The sequence below is a fragment of the Streptomyces sp. NPDC037013 genome, from assembly GCF_055607265.1.
Genome location: NZ_JBVJRV010000003.1, coordinates 827636 through 846880, shown reverse-complemented (window position 1 = coordinate 846880; position 19245 = coordinate 827636). Strand labels below are relative to the sequence as shown.

The window sequence follows — 19245 nt, the reverse complement described above, 5'->3', positions numbered from 1 at the left end:
CTCACCCTCCGGGACCGACACGCAGGCGCCGGAACTCCAGGACGTTCCACCCGCCACATGATCCGCCGCACAGAGCCCAGGGCTTTTCCTGCGGGGGCGGGTGCCCGGCGTCGGGTGCGCGGGCGGGGGCCTGCACGTGTGCTCAGGTTGGGTGGGGTTTGAGCAGGGCTTCGACGAGTGTGTCTACCAGGCCGCGGGGGATGGTCGCACCCGTCAGTGCGCGGTAGACGATCGGGCCGATCAGGGCGTCGACCGTGGCCTCAAGCCCCAGCACGGGGGCGATCTCGCCGGCCTCGACCGCCGCCGCGAGCAGGTCGCGCTCCTGGGCGCGGCGCGGGCCGAGATAGCGCTTGTGGAAGCTCTTGGCCGTCTCCGGGTCGTGCTGCGCCTCGGCGACGAGGGCGAGCAGCACCTTGCCGGCGGGGTCGCGGGTGAGGAACCGAGCGAAGCCGCGCAGGTAGGCGCGGATGCTCTCCGCCGTGGCCCGCTCCGTCGGGACGGGGATGCGCTTGCCGGTGTCCTCGATGAGCGTGTCGAGGAGGATCTCGACCTTCGAGGGCCACCAGCGGTAGATCGTCTGCTTGGCGACGCCGGCGCGGCGCGCGATGGCCTCGATGGTCAGGGCGCCGAAGCCGTTCTCGACGAGCAGGTCGTCCGCGGCGTGGAGCACGGAGAGCCGCGCGGACTCGTCGCGCCGGCTGCCGGAGTGGGGTCTACGGGGCCGGGAGGTCTGGGCGGGCATGCGGACACGATACCGGGCGGGCGTGCGGCCCGAGGGCATTGTCTAGTCGCAACGGTGCGTCTAGGCTAAGCGAACCGAGACGAGGCCGTGGGCGGGGCCGCCGGCCGTGTGCGCCACCGCCGCCGTCATCTTCACCTTCACCACCCCGGGGGCCGGTGCGCATGTGGCATCGCGCCCGAACCTCTCTGTGCCTGCTGCCTGCTGCCTGAGCACGTCTGCCCGCCCCTGACCTTGGAGAACCCGTGACCATCACGTCCGACACACCCCGCACCCCCCACCGCGCCACGCCCCGCCGGGCCCTCGTCATCGGAGCCTCTCGAGGGTTAGGGCTCGTCCTCGCCGACGAGCTCGTACGGCGTGGCTGGCACGTCACCGCCACCACCCGCCGGACGGGCGGCGAACTGGGGGAGCGCGCCCGCGCCGCGGCCGGGCGGCTGGACGTGGAGACCCTGGAGATGACGAGCGCCGACCAGCTCGCCGGGCTGCGCGCACGCCTTGAGGGCACCGGGTTCGACCTGCTCTTCGTCAACGCCGCCATCGACCGGGGCGATCTGCCGATCGACCAGGTCCCCACCGAGATGTTCACCGAGGTGATGGTCACCAACGCGCTGAGTCCGCTCCGCACCCTCGAGGCCCTGCGCGGGCTCGTCGTGCCCGGCGGGACCGTCGCGGTCATGTCCTCCGACCAGGGCAGCATCTCGCGCAACACGGAGGGCGGTTACGAGCTCTACAAGGCCAGCAAGGCCGCGCTCAACCAGCTGATGCGCAGTTACGCGACCCGGTACGGCGACGACGGGCGGACCAAGCTGCTCATCGACCCGGGCCACAACCGCACCCGGCTCGGCGGCCCCGACGCGCCGCTCGCCCCCGAGGAGAGCATCCCGGCCGTCGTCGACGTCCTGGAGGCGCAGGCGGGCGCGCCCGGCCTGCGGTTTCTCGACCGGCACGGCGAGCCCGTCCCGTGGTGAGCGCGTCGGTCACCCGCCCGGAGCGCCGGAAGCTCCCCTGAACGAGGGGGATCGGGCGGCCGATCGGGCCCATCGGGCGGTGGCGCGGCGGTGAGGTCGCGCGCGCGTGGCAGGGTCTCTGGCCATGACCGGTGGACGCCGGCCGCAGTCCGCCCCCGCCCGGCACCCGCCCCGATCAGATCCCTCCCGATCTCCGCAGCCCCGCCCGCGCGCCCCCGCTGTCCGCAAGTCCCGCGCCCGTTGTCCGTCAGTCCCGCGTCCCGTCGGCGTCCCGCTCAGCAAAGGTCCTTCATGCGCTTCCGCAGTTCTCTCGTCTCCGGTCTCACCGCCGCAGCCGCCGCCCTCGCGCCCGCCGTGGCCGGGACGCCCGCGACGGCGGACGGAGGCGGAGCCGGGGCGGCGGGCCGCCAAGTCTGCGTCGGGGCAGGGCCCTCGACGGCGGGCCGCGCGGACCCGTCCTGCGTGAACCCCCATGAGGACGCCGGGGCCCGCGCCTCCCGTACCGGGCCCCGCGCTGCCCGTACCGAGGCCCGCGCCTCTCGTACCGAGGCCCGCCTTATCCGTGCCGAGACCCGTGCCTCCCGTACCGCCGTCGCACCCCACACCGGCCCCGCCGCCCAGCGGCCCACCTGTGACCAGGAGGACCGCGCGGAGTTCCCCATCGACACCCGTATCCACCCCGGGCCCGCCACCTACCGGCCCGGCGAGGGCTACCGGAAGTGGACCGTCGATCTCACCAACACCACCGACGAGACCTGCGCGAAGATCCACCCCGTCGTCGTCCTCGTCGACGACGCGCGGACGCTGCGGCCCCGGCAGGTCCAGCTGGAGTTCGACGACGGAAAGCGGCGGCGGCACGTGACCTTCGAGAACACCGGTCGGGGCGAGAACATCGGCGTCTTCGACGACGGCTTCGCCGGGTTCACGGTCGCGCCGGGCCGGACCGTCTCCGTCGCGGTCAGGCTCGCCTTCACCTCCGACACCGAGCCCGACCGCGTCACCGCGTCGGCCGCCCTCGTGCAGCGCAAGGAGGACGACGGCGACTGGGTCGGCGACTCCAACGACTACCCGTTCGACATCGTGAACGAGGGCCCCGTCGCGCCCTCCGCCGAACAGCTCGCCGAGACGGGCCCTGGCACGCCGCTCGCCCCGGGCGTCGTCATGGGCGCCCTCCTCCTCGGCGCCGGAGCCGTCGTGATGGGCGCCCGGCGCCTGCGGGCCAGAAGGCGCTGAACCACCGGACCGGCCCCCCCGGGCCGCCGCGCCGGTAACGCCACCCCTCGTTCACCCGTGTGTTCACGTACGTCTGCGAACATCCCCGCGTGGACAACCCGAACCCCGCGCACGTGCCCGCCCACCTCCTCGACCAGGTGCCGGGCGCCCCCGTCCGCTCCGGCATCCCCGAGCACGGGCGCATCCCGAAGTACTACGCCGTGAAGGCCAGGATCGCCGCGCTGGTCGAGGAGTTGGGGAACGGGCGGCCGCTGCCCACCGAGCGGGATCTGGCCGAGCGGTACGGGGTGGCGCGCGAGACCGTGCGGCAGGCGCTGCGCGAACTGCTCCTGGAGGGGCGGCTGCGCAGGCAGGGCCGGGGCACGGTCGTCGCGGGCCCCAAGCTGGAGCAGCCGCTGTCGCTGGCGAGTTACACGGAGGGCGTGCGGCGCCAGGGCCTCACCCCGGGCCGCAACCTCATCTCCCTGGACCGCTTCCCGTGCCCGGCCCAGCTCGCCGCCGAGATCGACGCCGGCGAGGGCGAGCCCGTCTGGCACATGGAGCGGGTGCTGCTCGCCGACGAGGAGCGGATCGGCCTGGAGAGCACCTACGTCCCGGTGGCCCGGGTGCCGCGGCTCGACGAGGACTTCGAGCCGGACTCCTCCTTCTACGCGTACCTGCGCGACAGCCTCGGCATCGCGTTCGGGGACGCCGACGAGCGGATCGAGACGGTCCTCGCCACCCCGCGCGAGGCGCTCCTCGTCGGGACACCGCCGGCGCTGCCCATGCTGCTCATCCACCGGCTGTCGCGGGACACGGAGGGCCGGCCGCTGGAGCGGGTGCGCACCCTCTACCGGGGTGACCGGTTCTCATTCACCACGCATCTGGGGTCCGCGGCGCCGACCACGGGCAAGGGCTGAGACAGGCCTTCTGGCGGTGCCGGGCCGGTGGAGCACTCGTTTGGTCACGGAAACATAACAGGTCTGGTCCAAGTTTGGGTGGCCGTTCACCGTCCCGTCGCCGGTCGGCCCCGCGCGGGACATCGGCCGCCAGGAGCGTTGCCGCCGTGAGAGTCATCGTCGTAGGAGCCGGCGTGGTGGGCACCATGCACGCCTGGCACGCAGTGGAACGCGGCCACGAGGTCGTACAGATCGAGCGCGAGACCGAGGCCCGCGGGGCATCGCTGCGCAACTTCGGACAGATATGGGTGAGCGGCCGGGCGGGCGGCGAGGAACTCGACACCGCCCTGCGCGCCCGCGAGTTGTGGAAGGCCATCGGCGAGCGTGTGCCGGAGCTCGGCTTCCGGGCCAACGGCTCCCTGACCCTCGTGCGCAACGAGCGTGAACACGCCGTCGCCGAGGCCGCGCTGGCCCGCCCGGACGCGGCCGACCGCGGCTACAAGCTGCTGACGGCCGAGGAGGCGCGCGCCCTCAACCCGGCCCTGCGCGGCGAGTTCACCGCCGGGCTGTGGTGCGAGCGGGACGCGGCCGTCGAGCCGCGCACCGCTCAACTCCGGCTGCGCGAAAACCTCCTGGCCTCTCCGCGCTACACCTTCCTGCCCGGGCGCGAGGTCCGGGACGTCGTCGGCGAGAGCGCCGTCCGCGACGACCACGGCGACGTGCACCGCGGTGACGTCGTGGTGCTCGCCACCGGCGCCTGGCTCGGCGGCCTCGTGCGCGAACTGGCAGGACCCGGCCTGCCCGTGCGCCGCGTCCGGCTCCAGATGATGCAGACCGAACCGCTCGGCGAGCCGCTCACCACCTCCGTGGCCGACGCCGACAGCTTCCGCTACTACCCGGCGTACCGCTCGGCGGCGCTCGACGCGCTCAACGCCGGGCAGGAGCAGACGCCGACCGCCGCCGCGCACAAGATGCAGCTGCTCATGGTGCAGCGCGCGGACGGCGGCCTGACCATCGGCGACACCCACGAGTACGAACACCCCTTCGCCTTCGACACCGTCGAGGACCCCTACGACCACCTCACCGAGGTCGTCGAGGGCTTCCTCGGCCGCCCGCTGCCGAAGATCAGGCGGCGCTGGGCGGGCGTGTACGCGCAGTGCGTCGACCCGGGCCGGATCGTGCACCGGCAGCGGGTGCGCGAAGGGGTGTGGCTGGTGACCGGGCCGGGCGGGCGCGGCATGACCTGCTCGCCCGCCATCGCCGAGCGGACCGCGGACGAACTGGGATGGTGAACGCATTGACCACGAACCACATCGGCCTCGTCGTCCTCGACATGGCCGGGACCACCGTCGCCGACGGCGGCCTCGTCGAGCGCGCCTTCGCCGCCGCGGCACGGGAGTTGGGCGTCGAGCCGGACTCGGCGGACCACGCCGCGAAGCTGGCGTACGTGCGCGCCACCATGGGCGAGTCCAAGATCTCCGTCTTCCGGCATCTGTTCGGGGCTGAGGAGCGCGCGCAGCGGGCCAACGCCGCCTTCGAGGAGGCGTACGCGACGCTGGTGGACGAGGGCCGTGTCGCGCCCGTCGCCGGGGCGCGCGAGGCCATCGAGGAGATGCGGGACGACGGCAGGACCGTCGTCCTGAGCACCGGTTTCGCCCGCGTCACCCAGGACGCCATACTCGACGCGCTCGGCTGGCGCGACCTGGTCGCGCTGACCCTCTGCCCGGCCGACGCGGGCGGCCGCGGCCGCCCCTACCCGGACATGGTGCTCAGCGCGTTCCTGCGGACCGGTGCCGCCGACCGCGTCCAGGACGTCGCCGTCGTGGGCGACACGGCCCACGACATGCGCAGCGGCGTACGGGCGGGCGCCTCCGTCGTCGCCGGGGTGCTGACCGGCGCCCACGATGACGCCACGCTGCGCGAGGCCGGGGCCACCCACGTCCTCGGCTCTGTCGCCGAACTGCCCGCGCTGCTCCGGGGAGTCGGCTGATGGGCAGCGGCATCCGCTTCGACGGGGTCAGCGTCGCCTACGGCGGCACCACCGTCCTCGACTCCCTCGACCTGACCGTCGAGCCCGGCGAGGTGATGGCCCTGCTCGGCCCCTCCGGTTCCGGCAAGACCACCGCGCTGCGGGCCGTCGCGGGGTTCGTGCGGCCCGCGTCGGGGCGGGTCTTCATCGGGGACCGCGACGTCACCGCGCTGCCGCCGCACCGGCGGGGCATCGGCATGGTCGTCCAGCAGTACGCGCTCTTCCCGCACATGCGGGTCGCGGACAACGTCGCGTTCGGCCTGAAGGCGCGGAAGACGGCGAGGTCCGCGATACCCGGGCGGGTCGCCGAGGCGCTGGAGCTGACCGGCATGGCGGCGTACGCGAAGCGGTTCCCGCGCGAGCTCTCCGGCGGCCAGCAGCAGCGCGTCGCCATCGCGCGGGCGCTCGCCATCCGGCCCGGCGTGCTCCTCCTCGACGAACCGCTCTCCGCGCTCGACGCGCAGCTGCGCTCCGGGATGCTCGCCGAACTGGCCCGGCTGCACCGCGAGTTGCCGGATGTGTCCATCCTGTACGTCACCCATGACCAGGTCGAGGCGCTGACCCTGGCCGACCGCATCGCCGTGATGGACCGGGCGCGGCTCCAGGACTGCGGGACACCGCAGGAGCTGTACCGGGCGCCGCGCACTCAGTTCACGGCGTCGTTCGTGGGCAACGCGAACCTGCTGCCGGTGACCGTCGGCGCCGGGGGCGTCTCCTTCGCGGGGACGCGGCTGGAGGTCGACACGCGGGAGGCGGCCGCCGGGGCGACGGCCACGCTCTGCGTGCGGCCGCATCTGGTCGGGCTCGGGGACGGCCCCAATCCGCTGCGGGGAAAGGTCACCGAGGTCCAGTGGCGGGGCGCCACGCACCGGCTGTACGTCGACGTCGCGGGGGAGCGGGTAAAGGCGGACGTCCGCGAGCTCAGGACGCCACCCGGCATCGGAGACCCCGTCACCCTGCACTTCGCGCCCGAGGACGGGGTGCTCCTGGCGGGAGGGGTGACCGGTGCGTAGCCCCGCCGAGCGCCTCACCGGAAGCGCCCCCGCGCAAGAAGAGGCACCCGACACCGCGCCGGACGCCAAGCCCGACACCGCGCCGGATGCCACGCCTGATACCGCGCCGGACGCCACGTGGGGCACCGCGTCGGATGCCGCGCCCGCCACTGCGCCGGACGCCAAGCTCGGCACCGCGCCGGATGCCACGCCCGGCACCGCGCCGGGTCCCACGCCCGACACCAGGCCGGATGCCGCACCCGGCACCGCGCCGGGTCTCGCACCCGGCACCGCGCTGGACGCCAAGCCCGGCACCGTGCCGGATGCCACGCCGGACACCGCGTCGGATGCCACGCCGGACACCGCTCCGAATGCCGCACCCGGCACTGCGCCGGATGCCGCACCCGGCACTGCTCCGGATGCCGCACCCGGCACCGCGCCGGACGCCAAGCCCGGCACCGCGCCGGACGCCGTGTCCACCCGGACCGCCCCGGCCGAGCGGCTGCCCGCTGCCGTCGCGCCCCGGGGCCGCGGGGTTCCCGCCCTCGTCTGGGCCCTGCCTCCCGTCGCGCTTCTCGCGCTCTTCTTCCTCTATCCCCTCGCCCTCGTCGTGCGGCAGTCCCTGCGGCCCGACACCGGCGGGAGCTCCCTGCGCCCCTACACCGACGTATTCGCGTCCGACGCGTTCCGGGAGGCGCTCGGGACCACCGTGTGGCTCGCGCTCGGGTCGACCGCGGGATGCCTCGTGCTCGGGTTCACGCTCGCGCTGGTCATCGCCTTCGTACCGTTTCCCGGCAGCCGGGCCGTCGCCCGGTTCATCGACGTCTTCCTCGCCTTCCCGTCGTTCCTGATCACCCTCGCCCTGCTCTTCCTCTACGGGACGAAGGGCATGGCCAACGGCGTCTGGACGGACGCGACCGGCGCCGCCGAGGGGCCCTTCCGGTTCCTCACCACCCCGTGGGGCGTCCTGCTCGCCGAGATCACGTACTTCACGCCGTTCGTGGTGCGGCCCCTGCTCGCCGCGTTCTCACAACTGGACACGGCGCAGCTCGAAGTCGCCTCGTCCCTCGGCGCCCGGCCCGCCCGCGTCGTGCGCCGCGTCGTCCTGCCCGAGGCGCTGCCCGCGCTCGCCGCCGGCGGCAGCCTCGTCCTCGTCATGTGTCTCAACGAGTTCGGGATCGTGCTGTTCACGGGGGCCAAGGGGGTCACCACCCTGCCGATGCTCGTCTACGGCAAGGCCATCCTCGAGGCCGACTATCCGGCGGCCTGTGCCGTCGCCGTCGTCAACATCGCGATCTCCGTGGGCCTTTACGGCCTCTACCGGGTGGTGAGCCGTCGTGCTGGTGCATAGCCGCACCGGGAAGTGGGCCCTGTGGACCCTCTTCCTCGTCCTCTTCCTGCCGCTCTTCGCGCTGCCACTGCTCGTGATCCTCCTCGCGTCGTTCTCGGGACACTGGTCGGGGGCCTTCCCGTCCGGGCTCACCGGCGAGCACTACGCGGCGGCCACCCGCGGCGACTCGCTGCGCGCCCTCACCACCAGCCTGGTCACCTCGGCCGTCGCCGGCCTGCTCGCGCTGGCCGCGGGTTCCTGGGCCGCGCTCGCCGCGGCCTCGCTGAAGAAGGGCGGCGGGCGCGCGCCCGCGCTGTCGGCACTCGTGGGGCGGATGATCGGCGCGCTGTTCATGCTGCCGGTCGCCGTGCCGTCCGTGGTCGTCGGCCTCGCGGTGCTGGTCGCCTTCTCCGAACCGCCGATCCTCCTCAACGGCACCCGGTGGATCGTGATCCTCGCCCACGCCCTGCTGGTCACGGCGTTCGCCCACCAGTCGGTGGCGGCCGCCCTCGCCCGCCTCGACCCGGCGTACGAGCAGGCCGCCGCGTCACTCGGCGCCCGGCCGGCCCACGTCCTGTGGAAGGTGAAGCTGCCGCTGCTGCTGCCGTCCCTGACCGCCGCCGCGGGCCTCTGCTTCGCGCTCTCCATGGGCGAGCTGAGCGCCACGATGATGCTCTACCCGCCGGACTGGACGCCGCTCCCGGTACGGATCCACGCGGTCACCGACCGCGGTTCCACCTTCACCGGGGCCGCCCTCGCCGTGGTCCTGATGACGGCCACGCTCCTCGTGCTCTTCGCCGTCTCCCGTATCCGCACCCGCGCCTCCTACCGCTGAACCGCCCACCCCGCCAAGGAGTACGAAACGCCATGTCGCGCCTCACCCGGGTCCGCCCCGTCCGCACGGCCGCCGCCGTCACCGGCTGCCTCGTCCTCGCCGGCTCCCTCACCGCCTGCGGCGGCAGCTCCGCCGCCTCCGACGCCAAGGCCGTCACCGTCTACAGCGCCGACGGCCTCAAGGGCGAGAACGGCGACGGCTGGTACGACCACGTCTTCGGGGAGTTCGAGAAGAAGACCGGCATCAAGGTCAACTACGTCGAGGGCGGCTCGGGGGAGATGGTGCAGCGCGCCGTCCGCGAGAAGTCCAACACCCAGGCCGACGTCCTCATCACCCTGCCGCCCTTCATCCAGCAGGCCGACGCCAAGGGCCTGTTGAAGGCGTACGAGCCCAAGGGGTCGGAGCAGGTCGCCGCCGCGGACAAGGCCGCCGACGGCAAGTGGACCTCCGTGGTCAACAACTACTTCGGGTTCATCTACGACAAGAAGGAGCTGTCCGGCGACAAGGCGCCGCGGACCTGGGAGGACCTCACCGACGGCACGTACAAGAACAAGGTGCAGTACTCCACGCCCGGTGTCGCGGGCGACGGCACCGCCGTGCTCATCAAGGCCATGCACGACTTCGGCGGCAGGAAGCCGGCGATGGCGTACCTGAAGAAGCTGCAGACCAACAACGTCGGTCCCGCCGCCTCCACCGGCAAGCTGGCGCCCAAGGTCGACAAGGGCGAACTCCTCGCCGCCAACGGCGACGTCCAGATGAACCACGCCCAGTCCAAGGACATGCCGAACCTCGGCATCTGGTTCCCCGCCACCGACCGCAACCCCGGCAGGCCCACCACCTTCGCGCTGCCCTACGCGGCCGGACTCGTCACCGGCGCCCCGCACGACGCCAACGCCCGCAAGTTCCTCGACTTCCTGCTCGGCGCAGAGGCGCAGCGCCAGGTCGGCGAGGTCGGCGGCGGCTTCCCGGCGCGCAAGGACATCGAGGCGACCGGCGCCGACGCCCGCGCCCTGCGCGAGATCATGGACGGTGTCGAGATCTTCCGGCCGGACTGGCGGGACATCTCCGAGAACCTCCCGTCGTACGTGGCGGAGTGGAAGTCGGCCACGGGCAGCTGACCCCGGCTCGACCGGTGGCGGGGGAGGGCAGCGGGCGTGGATCACGTCCCCGCCGACCCGGTCCAAGATCGTGGCTTCCTGATTAGGCTGTGGGGCGTCGGCACAGCGCTGTCCCGGCGCCCCTCAGTTACCCCGCATCGACGCAGAACGCAGGAGTGCACCCCATGGCAGAGCGCAAGCCCATCGAATCGTGGCTCACCGACATGGACGGCGTGCTCATCCACGAGGGGGTGCCGATCCCCGGCGCCGACTCCTTCATCAAGAAGCTGCGCGAATCCGGCAGGCCCTTCCTCGTCCTGACCAACAACTCCATCTACACCGCGCGCGACCTCCAGGCCCGGCTGGCCCGCATGGGCCTCGACGTCCCCGTCGAGAACATCTGGACCTCCGCGCTCGCCACCGCCAAGTTCCTCGACGACCAGCGCCCCGGCGGCACGGCGTACGTCATCGGCGAGGCGGGCCTGACCACGGCGCTGCACGACATCGGGTACGTCCTCACCGACCACGCCCCGGACTACGTGGTCCTCGGCGAGACCCGTACCTACTCCTTCGAGGCCATGACCAAGGCCGTCCGCCTCATCAACGGCGGCGCCCGCTTCATCTGCACCAACCCCGACGAGACCGGCCCCTCCACCGAGGGCCCGCTGCCCGCCACGGGCGCCGTCGCCGCGCTGATCACCAAGGCGACCGGCAAGACGCCGTACTTCGCGGGCAAGCCGAACCCCCTGATGATGCGGACCGGCCTGAACGCGATCGGCGCGCACTCGGAGACCAGCGCCATGATCGGCGACCGGATGGACACCGACGTCCTGGCCGGTCTGGAGGCCGGGATGGAGACGTTCCTGGTGCTGACCGGGCTGACGACCCGCGCCGACATCGACAAGTACCCCTTCCGCCCGTCCACCGTCGTGAACTCCATCGCGGACCTGGTCGACCGCATCTGACCTGCGACGACGCCTTCCGCGGGCGCCTCGGACGGCTCGGCTCGAGATGCGAAGCCGCGGCGGGCGCATGAACCTCGTAGTACAGGAGGTTCACGATGCGTATATGTTCCCTTGCCGTCCGTGGGGCCGGGGTGGCCGTCGCCCTGGCGGCCGCCCTGCCCGCCACCGCGGCCCAGGCCCACGACGACGGCTCCGTACGGGCCACGGTCACCCCCTCGACCGCCGCGCCCGGCGCCACCGTGGAGGTGAGCGTCACGGGGTGCGGGGGCACGACAGGGTCGGCCGGATCGGAGGCCTTCGAGGGGGACGCCGAGCTGACCGGCCGGGACGGCGGCACATACGCGCTGGCCGGCAGCGCCAGGATCCGGCACGACATCTCAGGCCCCCACGCCATCACCATCACCTGCGACGGCCACCCCCACCAGGGCGCCGGCACGGTCCGCGTCACCGGCCACCACCAGGAGGGGCGTCACCAGGAGCCGGTCTCGCCGGTGCGGGCCGGGGGCGGCGGCGCCGCACGGCAGGTGACCACGGCCGTCTCCGCAGAGGCCGACGAGGCGGGACCCGGCACCCGGCACGCCGTGATCGGCCTCATCCTCGCCGCGGTCGCGGCCGTCGCAGTCGCCGTCCGCAGCGTGCGCCGGCGACGCTCCGAGTGACGGCGGGAGACGACCGTGTCCAGCGGTGAACACCCCATGGGCTCCGGACGGTTGCTGACCGGGGTCGCCTGGGCCCTCCTCATGGCCGGCCTCTGCCTCTGGGGCAGCGACGTCACCGGCCTGCGCGGCGGCCTCTCCGGGCCCGCCACCGGCGACGTGGCCGCCGTCGGCCGCCCCCTCGGCGTGGAATTCCCCGCCGCGCACGACCCGTTGGCGCCCGCGCGCCCGCTGCGCGTCGAGGTGCCGTCACTCGAGGTGCGCGCCCCGGTGTCGGCCCGCGGCCTGGACGCCGACGGCGCGATCGACCCGCCGCCCTTCGAGGAGGCCGACACCGTCGGCTGGTACGGCGGCGGCACCCGCCCCGGCGCCGCCGGCGCGGCCCTCATCGTCGGCCACGTCGACACCGAGACGCAGCCCGCCGTCTTCTACGACCTCAGCACCCTGCGCCCCGGCGAGACGGTCGAGGTGACCCGCGACGACGGCACGGTCGCGCAGTTCACCGTCGACGACGTCCGCGTGGTGAGCCGCGCCCGCTTCGACGCGAAGAAGGCGTACGGGCAGCACGAGGACGGCCGGGCGGAGCTGCGCCTCATCACCTGCGGCGGCGTCTTCGACAAGACCGCCCGCGCCTATACGGCGAACGTGATCGTCTCGGCGTATCTGACGGGGGTCGAACGGCGGACCTGACGGAGGCGGTGCCCTGCGGCCGACCCGGTCCGGTCGGCGGCCCGCTCCCCCCGGAGCCGCCGACCGGACTGGTCCTCGACCGCGCGCGCACGAGCTGCGGGAGTAACCCGGCGTCGGCGCGGGAGGTTCGAGACCATTCCAGAAACGCGGAATGGCCGGTGGATGGGCCGGGGGCTCGGGCCGTGCCATCGACTCTAGAACGAACAGGCGCTCGGGCCTAGAGGGTATTGGCGGCAAATAACGCCAAGTCGCCCTGTGCTCTCCCTCCGTGATGGTCGCAGGTGGAGGGGGTCCCGGTCCGAATCGCACCGGCCGCCGGGGAGCGCCGGGCCGCCGGATCCGTGGCCTGTTCGATGCGCCTGGCGCGGCGCTGTAACAGCTCTCCTACAGGTCTCCATGCGGTACGGGCGGACCTCGTGGGCAGGGAGTGTGTATGTCAGGATTGAGACCGGACAGTGCGCCCAAGGGGGAGTGGATGTACCACAAAGACACAGGTCGCGGACGCCGTTTCGCGGCCCGGGGGGTGAGGACGGGGGCGGCTCTCGCGGGGGTCGCGCTGCTCCTCGCGGGGTGCTCCTCGTCCGACGGCGACTCGGACGGGGCGTCGAGCCCGCCCGTGAAGCAGCAGCCCAAGGGCAAGGACCCGTACTGGGTCAATCCGGACGGCAAAGCGGCCAAGCAGGCCGCCGCGTACGCCGAGGACGGCAAGAAGGACGACGCCGCGCTGATCCGGAAGATCGCCGAGCAGCCGACCGCCGAGTGGATCATCCCGGAGAACGCGCAGGAACAGGCGCGCGGCTTCACCGAGGCCGCCGAGAAGGCCGACCGGGACGCCTTGTTGGTCGTCTACAACATCCCGCACCGCGACTGCGGCCAGTACTCGGGCGGCGGCGCGGCCGACGGCAACGCGTACCGCGCCTTCATCGACGAGGTCGCCAAGGGCATCGGCGACCGGCACGCCACGGTGATCCTGGAGCCCGACGCGGTGCTCCACATGGTCGACCAGTGCACGCCCGAGCAGTTCCACGAGGAGCGGTACGACCTCCTCAAGGGCGCCATCGGCAAGCTCAAGTCCCTGAAGAACACCAAGGTGTACCTGGACGCGGGCAACGCCGGCTGGAAGAACCCCGACTCGCTCTGGGAGCCCCTGAAGTGGTCCGGCGTCGAGCAGGCCGACGGCTTCTCGGTGAACGTGTCCAACTTCCAGACCACCGAGGCCAGCACGGAGTTCGGCAAGACGCTCTCGACGAAGATCGGCAACAAGCCGTTCGTCATCGACACGGCGCGCAACGGCAACGGGCCCTACACCAAGGGCAAGGACCCCTGGTGCAACCCGCCGGGACGGGCGCTCGGCGAGACCCCGACGACGAAGACGTCCGACCCCCTCGTCGACGCGTACCTCTGGGTCAAGCGTCCCGGTGAGTCGGACGGCACGTGCCGCGGCGGCCCCAAGGCGGGCGAGTGGTGGCCCGAGTACGCATTGGGCCTCGCGAAGGCGTCCCGCTAGGGGCGCGGGGAACTGCGCGACAAGCCACGAAACAGCCGCAGTCGCATCTGCCGAGTCACCTGGCAGACGCGACTGCGGCTTTGTCGTGGTTGCTCGCGCAGTTCCCCGCGCCCCTGAAACGCGCCCTCCGGGCGCCCCTAGGGCACCCGCACCCACTGCGCCTTGCTGGGCGTGCCCTGACCGTCGGTCACGAACAGCATGTACCAGCCCGACTCCACCAGCGACCGGTTCTTCGGGACCGTCACGGAGACCGAGTCCCCGCTCTTCTTCAGGTCGAGCGCGATCGACGTCTGGTCGATGTCCGTGACGTGCGTGGACGCGCTCGGCTTGATGAGGCGGGCCGTCTTGACGGACGAGACGTCCTTGGTCGGGAACGTGCCCGTGCCGCCCCGTCTGATCGTCTCCGGGCCCTTGCCGAGGCTCGGCCGCGAGCCGTGGTACAGGTACGGCGGCGTGTAGATCTCGATGCGCTGCTCGAAGACGCCCGGCTTGGTGTTGGCCGCGTCCGCGTAGAGCGAGTCGGAGCCGAAGAACATCACGCGGCCGTCGGGCAGCAGGATCGAACCGGAGTGGTAGTTGCGGCCCACCTCGGGGTCGGCGACGCGCTTCATCTCACCGGTCTTCGCGTCGTAGATGCGCGCCTGGTGGATGTTGGAGGCGCCGCGCCCGCGGTAGTCCTCGGAGCCGCCGGAGATCAGCACGGTGTCGTCCGGCAGCGTGGAGATCTGCGGGTAGCGCGTGCCCTTCTCCAGCTCGGGCCCGTCCGCGAACATCGGCTTCTCGGCCTTCAGGTCGACGATGCGGGTCTTCTTGCTGGACTCGTCGGACTCGCCGACGCCACCGCCGCCGACCACCATGTACTTCTGGTCCTGCGCGGGCGGCAGTTCGACGGTGCCGGAGGTCTCCATGAGCTTGCTGTCGCTCAGGCCCGGGATGCCCTGCCACTTGTTGGTCTTCAGGTCCCAGATGCCGGGCTTGCGGCCGACGTCGTCGGGGCCGTACCCCGCGTTGGAACCGGAGTAGAAGAGCCGCCCGTCGGCCATCTGGAAGATCGCCGGGTAGGTCGGGAACTGCCGGATGCCCTTGGTGTACGTCCACTTCTTGGTCTTCGGGTCGTACACCTCGTTCTTGCCCGGGACCAGCTGGCCGATCTCGTCCAGCCCCGAGGTGGAGAGGATCTTGCCGTCGGTGAGCGTGGTCAGCGTGGGGTACCAGCGCGCCTCGTTCATCGGGTCGACCTTGATGTACCGCTCGGCGACCGGGTCGAACTCGAAGGCGTCCTTGATCCCCTGGAAGTCCTTCTTGTCCAGGGCGAGCTTCTGCGCCATGCCGTAGACGTTGCGGGTGTCGGCGCCCTTCAGGCCCTGGATGCGGTAGTTGTCCTGGGTGCCCGTCTCGTACTTGGTGCCGCTCCTCTGCGCCTCCACGTAGACCCGGCCGAGGCCGGGCTCCGTGCGCAGGAACGCGCCGGTCTGCTTGTCGAAGACCTTCTTCGCCTTCTCGACCAGGATGTTGTCCTGGGAGACGAACGTCTTGCCGTTCTTCTTGCCGGTGAACTTCGTGCCCGCCGGGATCGTCTTCGGCTCGTCCGGGTCCTCGTTGTGGACGATCATCAGGCCGCCGGCCTTGGTGATGTCGCCCTTCAGCTTCTCGTAGCGCTGCGTGCCGCCCGCGATCAGCAGGTTGCCGTTGCCCAGCTGGGTGTGGCCGGTGCAGAACAGGTCGGTGGGCGTCGGGATCTTCTTGATCGTGTTCTTGACCGGGTCCCACAGCCGCGTGTCGAACTTCTTCTTGTCGAAGTTCTTCTGGTTGTTGCCCGATCCCGCGACCAGCAGGACCTTGCCCGTGTGCAGGAGCGCCGCGTGAATGGTGTTCTGGCGGTACTCCTCGGGGAAGTTCACCACGTCCCAATGGCCGTTGTCCGCCTTGTACTCCGGCTTGTTGATCTTGTAGTCGTGGTACTTCTCGGAGCCCACGCGCCACAGCCACGGGCCGTTCATCCCCGCCAGCGCGAGGACGACCGCCGCGCCTATCGCGATGCGGCGGGCGCGGCGGCGGCTGGAACGGTCTTTCATTTCTTACGTCCCCCAAGGGAAATCTGCATGGTCTGGTCGGGCGCGGCCCACGTCGGCTTCTGCTGCGGGGCGTGCGGCAGCGGCGCCGTGGCGTCACGCTGCTGCGGGAGGGCCACGTCCGGCGCGGGCGGGCGCGGCTTCTTCTTCTCCTGCCGCATGCCGTACCGCCACGCGAAGATCGGCGCCGCGGTGATCAGCAGGGCGAACGTGGCCCAGGTGATCATCGCCGGGTGCGCGTGCCCGTACACGAAGGAGGCGGCCATCGAGCCGGCGAAGACCAGGATGAAGAACAGGTGGATGCGGAAGGTCCCGAACAGCGTGTCCGGGCTCGCCGAGTCGCCCTTGGGGGTCACCACGAACTTGCTCTTGCGGCGCAGGGCGGCGTCGAGCAGCGAGCGGGCGTAGATCGGCGCGGAGAGGGCCGACATCACCATGCCCGCCACACCGCCGGAGCCCTCCGGCTCGTGCGGGGAGACGTTGTGCCTGCGGTTCCAGATGTACAGGCCGATCTGGAGCGCCGAGGCGTTGCCGTACAGCATCAGCCAGATGGTCGGGTCGATGTTCACGCCGGACGCGCCGAGACCCAGGAACAGCGCACAGCTCAGCGCCGCGAGGATCCAGTTCATGGCGGACATCGGGTAGAAGATGACCATCATCGTGTAGTTGAAGAGGCGGCCCGGGGGCAGCGAGAACGGCGCCTTCCAGAACTGCTTGAGGATCGTCTCGTACGTGCCGCGGGACCAGCGCAGCTGCTGGGTGAAGAAGTCCGTCCAGGCGTTGGGGCCCTCGCCGACCGCGAGCACGTCCGGGGTGTACACGGACTTCCACTTCTTGCCGGTCGCCGGGTTGGTGGCGCGGTGGATCTCGAAGCCCGTCGCCATGTCCTCGGTGATCGAGTCGTACAGGCCGCCGATCTGCTTCAGCGCCTTGATGCGCACGGCGTTGGATGTGCCGACGAACATCGGGGCGCCGTAGGCGTTGCCCGCCCGCTGGATCAGCGCGTGGAAGAGGAACTGCTGGGACTCGGCGGCCTTGGTGACGAAGTTGTCGTAGTTGCCGTAGACCTGCGGGCCGATGACGAAGCCGACGTTCTCGTCGCGGAAGAAGCCGAGCATCCGCTCCAGGTAGTTCGGCATCGGGATGTGGTCGGTGTCGACCGAGGCGAAGTAGTCGTACTCGTCGCCGTGCGCGTCGAGCCAGGCGTTGTAGTTGCCGTGCTTGGTCTTGGCGCGGTGCGGGCCCTTGGCCATGTTCCACTTCGCCACGCCCTTGCGGGAGAAGTGGTGGACGCCGAGCCGCCGGCAGACCTCCTTGACCTCAGGGTCGTCACCCTCGTCGAGGAGCCAGACGTGCATCAGACCGCGGTGCCGGATCTTGACCGCGGCCTCGAGCGTCTTCGTCACCATCTCGATCGGCTCCTTGCCGGGCACGAACGAGGTGAGGAAGGCGACGCGGGTGCCGGTCTCGGGGACCACGGGTATCGGGTCGCGGGCGACGAGCGTCGCGTGGGCGTTGGAGAGCACGTTCATGCAGCGGAAGAACTCGATCAGCCCGATCGATATGAGCATGACGACGTCGAGCGCCGGCAGCCAGTCGTTGGCGACGTAGTCCCGCTTGGTCCAGTGCTCGGGCTGCAGCAGCCAGCCGAGCAGCACGAGCGAGAGCAGCGGCGCCGCGCCCAGCATGAGGGCGGCCCGTACCTTGTGCGGCTCCTGGGAGAGCAGCGAGCGGTACTTCACCCGGTACGGCTTGTTCGGGTCGGGCTGGGTCAGGGGTCCGGCGAGTCTGCTGTAGTGCTCGTAGTCGTACCGCGGCAGGGTCTTCTTGATCCTGCGGAAGCCACCCGTGCGGTACGAGTCCACCCTGAGCTGGGTCGTCTCTGTCGGGTCGTTCCGCTGCGCGCCCGCGCCCGTCGGCGTCGACGTCATGAGTCATCCCCCCGCACGCGGTCCCCCGCGTGTTCGTAGGTCGTTCCGTCCGCTTGGGCCCCCTCGACCTTCACGAACGCATCAGTGGCAGGCCACCGTCTCCTTAGACATGGAACGGCGACCTTCCGGTTGCATGATGCCCCCCTCGGCATCGCTTCATGAACGGGACCCCCGTCCCCTGTCCCGCCGCGGCCGTTTCGGGTCCCCAACTGCCCCGTATCGTCCGCCTCATGAGAGCCAGTGGCTCCGGGACAGGGTTCTACGCCCTATGGCATGATCGCAAGGCCAAAACAAGGAGTTTACCGGTCATCTGTGCGATTCGGGGCGTCTGGTGGGACGGGTGAGCTCAGCCGGGTCCTGATGTTGCCGAAGTGCTCGCGCACCGCCCGTTCGGCCCGGTGGGCGTCGCCCGAGCGCACGGCCTCCAGGATCTCGCGGTGCTGGCGGCAGGTGACCCAGGGGTCCTGCGGCACGTCCACCAGATCGGTGCGAACCCGGTGAAAAGCATCCCAGAACGCCTCCAGGACCTCGCCGAGGAGGAGATTTCCGAGGCCGCGGTAGAGCGTGGCGTGAAACGCGCGGTCGGTCTCGGCACGCACGGCTCCCTCCGGGGACGCCGCCTCCGACTCCATCCGGGCGACCAAGGCGTCGAGTTCGGCCAGGTCCCCGTCCGGGACCCGGCCCGCGAGCCGCGCGATCAGCCCGGTCTCCACGGCCTCGCGCAGCTCCAGGAGCTGGAGCAGGCTGTCCTCGCCGCGGTAGTGGCCCGCGACCGTACGGAAGGCGAGGCCCTCGATCATCGGCGCGACCGACATCGGCCCGACATACGTGCCGAAACCATGCCGGATCTCCACGATCCCCATCGCCTGGAGCGCCTTGAGCGCCTCCCGGACGGAGTTCCTGCTGACCCCCAGGCGCTCCATCAGCTCGGGCTCGGTCGGCAGCGAGGCCCCGGAGGGCAGCCTCGCATCGATGATGAGCTTCTTGATCCGCTCCTGGATGTCGCGCGCCATGGCGCAACGGTAGCGGTACGGATACGGGGGCCGGCCCCCGCACGCACGTACGACGAAGGCCCCCCGCGTGAACGGAGGGCCTTCGCTGTCTGTGCGCCGCCAGGGACTCGAACCCCGGACCCGCTGATTAAGAGTCAGCTGCTCTAACCAACTGAGCTAGCGGCGCCTGCTGACCCGGAGAACTCTACCGGATGTCCGGGGGTGCTCCGAACCACCCGGCGGGCGCCCGCCGGGGTGCCGCGCGGACCCCCACAGAGGCGTGCCGGGGGCCGATCCATCATTCGGACCGTCAACATGCGGTATCGCG

The 19245-nt window shown here is 71.5% G+C and carries 17 protein-coding genes and 1 tRNA gene; 13 read left to right on the top strand and 5 right to left on the bottom strand.

The annotated features are described in order from the left end of the window. Positions 1–142 precede the first annotated feature (142 nt). Complete coding sequence (locus ACZ7DY_RS13610; protein ID WP_471134072.1) at positions 143–742, bottom strand: TetR/AcrR family transcriptional regulator; 600 nt, start codon at positions 740–742, stop codon at positions 143–145. A gap of 242 nt (positions 743–984) precedes the next feature. On the opposite strand from ACZ7DY_RS13610, the gene ACZ7DY_RS13605 reads away from it, so the two are divergent. From ACZ7DY_RS13605 to ACZ7DY_RS13545, 13 genes are all read left to right on the top strand, one after another. After that, positions 985–1710, top strand: coding sequence for an SDR family NAD(P)-dependent oxidoreductase (locus tag ACZ7DY_RS13605; RefSeq protein ID WP_471134070.1), 726 nt, complete (start codon positions 985–987; stop codon positions 1708–1710). Positions 1711–2001: 291 nt separating this feature from the next. After that, the gene (locus ACZ7DY_RS13600) at positions 2002–2943 is read left to right on the top strand and encodes a hypothetical protein (protein WP_471134067.1); all 942 of its coding nucleotides are present in this window, start codon (positions 2002–2004) and stop codon (positions 2941–2943) included. A gap of 89 nt (positions 2944–3032) precedes the next feature. Continuing rightward, the gene (locus tag ACZ7DY_RS13595; protein WP_471134065.1) at positions 3033–3842 is read left to right on the top strand and encodes a GntR family transcriptional regulator; all 810 of its coding nucleotides are present in this window, start codon (positions 3033–3035) and stop codon (positions 3840–3842) included. A 146-nt stretch (positions 3843–3988) separates the two neighbouring features. Then, positions 3989–5113 (top strand): TIGR03364 family FAD-dependent oxidoreductase, encoded by a 1125-nt coding sequence (locus tag ACZ7DY_RS13590; protein WP_471134062.1) that lies wholly within the window; start codon positions 3989–3991, stop codon positions 5111–5113. Between the two features lie 5 nt (positions 5114–5118). Next, positions 5119–5811, top strand: a complete 693-nt coding sequence (locus ACZ7DY_RS13585; RefSeq protein ID WP_471134059.1) for a phosphonatase-like hydrolase — start codon at positions 5119–5121, stop codon at positions 5809–5811. Continuing rightward, positions 5811–6863, top strand: a complete 1053-nt coding sequence (locus ACZ7DY_RS13580) for an ABC transporter ATP-binding protein (protein WP_471134057.1) — start codon at positions 5811–5813, stop codon at positions 6861–6863. The genes ACZ7DY_RS13585 and ACZ7DY_RS13580 overlap by 1 nt, the downstream gene beginning before the upstream one ends. A 451-nt stretch (positions 6864–7314) precedes the next feature. Further along, complete coding sequence (locus ACZ7DY_RS13575) at positions 7315–8193, top strand: 2-aminoethylphosphonate ABC transporter permease subunit (protein ID WP_471134567.1); 879 nt, start codon at positions 7315–7317, stop codon at positions 8191–8193. After that, positions 8180–9007, top strand: coding sequence for an ABC transporter permease (locus tag ACZ7DY_RS13570; protein ID WP_471134054.1), 828 nt, complete (start codon positions 8180–8182; stop codon positions 9005–9007). The genes ACZ7DY_RS13575 and ACZ7DY_RS13570 overlap by 14 nt, the downstream gene beginning before the upstream one ends. Positions 9008–9039: 32 nt before the next feature. Continuing rightward, complete coding sequence (locus ACZ7DY_RS13565; RefSeq protein WP_471134051.1) at positions 9040–10125, top strand: 2-aminoethylphosphonate ABC transporter substrate-binding protein; 1086 nt, start codon at positions 9040–9042, stop codon at positions 10123–10125. Positions 10126–10289: 164 nt separating this feature from the next. Beyond that, entirely contained in the window at positions 10290–11069 is a 780-nt protein-coding gene (locus ACZ7DY_RS13560; protein WP_471134048.1) for an HAD-IIA family hydrolase, read from the top strand. Between the two features lie 95 nt (positions 11070–11164). Beyond that, positions 11165–11728, top strand: a complete 564-nt coding sequence (locus ACZ7DY_RS13555) for a hypothetical protein (protein WP_471134045.1) — start codon at positions 11165–11167, stop codon at positions 11726–11728. 36 nt (positions 11729–11764) lie between these two features. Further along, a complete protein-coding gene (locus ACZ7DY_RS13550; RefSeq protein ID WP_471134565.1) occupies positions 11765–12415 on the top strand; it encodes a class F sortase in 651 nt (216 codons plus the stop codon). A gap of 475 nt (positions 12416–12890) precedes the next feature. Next, positions 12891–13922: a glycoside hydrolase family 6 protein gene (locus tag ACZ7DY_RS13545; RefSeq protein WP_471134042.1), complete on the top strand. Its 1032-nt coding sequence runs from the start codon at positions 12891–12893 to the stop codon at positions 13920–13922. 137 nt (positions 13923–14059) lie between these two features. Here ACZ7DY_RS13545 and glxA read toward each other — a convergent pair whose 3' ends face one another. From glxA to ACZ7DY_RS13525, 4 genes are all read right to left on the bottom strand, one after another. Next, positions 14060–15997, bottom strand: coding sequence for a radical copper oxidase GlxA (gene glxA / locus ACZ7DY_RS13540; RefSeq protein ID WP_471134040.1), 1938 nt, complete (start codon positions 15995–15997; stop codon positions 14060–14062). Then, positions 15994–17925 carry a glycosyltransferase family 2 protein gene (locus ACZ7DY_RS13535; protein WP_471134037.1) on the bottom strand — a complete coding sequence of 644 codons (1932 nt, stop codon included), beginning with the start codon at positions 17923–17925 and terminating at the stop codon, positions 15994–15996. Before ACZ7DY_RS13535 ends, glxA begins: the two co-directional genes overlap by 4 nt. Positions 17926–18224: 299 nt before the next feature. Beyond that, positions 18225–18938, bottom strand: coding sequence for a FadR/GntR family transcriptional regulator (locus ACZ7DY_RS13530; RefSeq protein WP_471134034.1), 714 nt, complete (start codon positions 18936–18938; stop codon positions 18225–18227). A 92-nt stretch (positions 18939–19030) separates the two neighbouring features. Beyond that, a tRNA-Lys gene (locus ACZ7DY_RS13525) sits at positions 19031–19104 on the bottom strand. Positions 19105–19245: the final 141 nt, after the last annotated feature.

Excerpts from the sequence above, each read along its gene's own strand:
- ACZ7DY_RS13610 (WP_471134072.1), bottom strand. The coding sequence starts at position 742 with ATGCCCGCCCAGACCTCCCGGCCCCGTAGACCCCACTCCGGCAGCCGG.
- ACZ7DY_RS13600 (WP_471134067.1), top strand. The coding sequence starts at position 2,002 with ATGCGCTTCCGCAGTTCTCTCGTCTCCGGTCTCACCGCCGCAGCCGCC.
- ACZ7DY_RS13580 (WP_471134057.1), top strand. The coding sequence starts at position 5,811 with ATGGGCAGCGGCATCCGCTTCGACGGGGTCAGCGTCGCCTACGGCGGC.
- ACZ7DY_RS13565 (WP_471134051.1), top strand. The coding sequence starts at position 9,040 with ATGTCGCGCCTCACCCGGGTCCGCCCCGTCCGCACGGCCGCCGCCGTC.
- ACZ7DY_RS13560 (WP_471134048.1), top strand. The coding sequence starts at position 10,290 with ATGGCAGAGCGCAAGCCCATCGAATCGTGGCTCACCGACATGGACGGC.
- ACZ7DY_RS13555 (WP_471134045.1), top strand. The coding sequence starts at position 11,165 with ATGCGTATATGTTCCCTTGCCGTCCGTGGGGCCGGGGTGGCCGTCGCC.
- ACZ7DY_RS13550 (WP_471134565.1), top strand. The coding sequence starts at position 11,765 with ATGGGCTCCGGACGGTTGCTGACCGGGGTCGCCTGGGCCCTCCTCATG.
- ACZ7DY_RS13545 (WP_471134042.1), top strand. The coding sequence starts at position 12,891 with ATGTACCACAAAGACACAGGTCGCGGACGCCGTTTCGCGGCCCGGGGG.
- glxA (WP_471134040.1), bottom strand. The coding sequence starts at position 15,997 with ATGAAAGACCGTTCCAGCCGCCGCCGCGCCCGCCGCATCGCGATAGGC.
- ACZ7DY_RS13535 (WP_471134037.1), bottom strand. The coding sequence starts at position 17,925 with ATGACGTCGACGCCGACGGGCGCGGGCGCGCAGCGGAACGACCCGACA.
- ACZ7DY_RS13530 (WP_471134034.1), bottom strand. The coding sequence starts at position 18,938 with ATGGCGCGCGACATCCAGGAGCGGATCAAGAAGCTCATCATCGATGCG.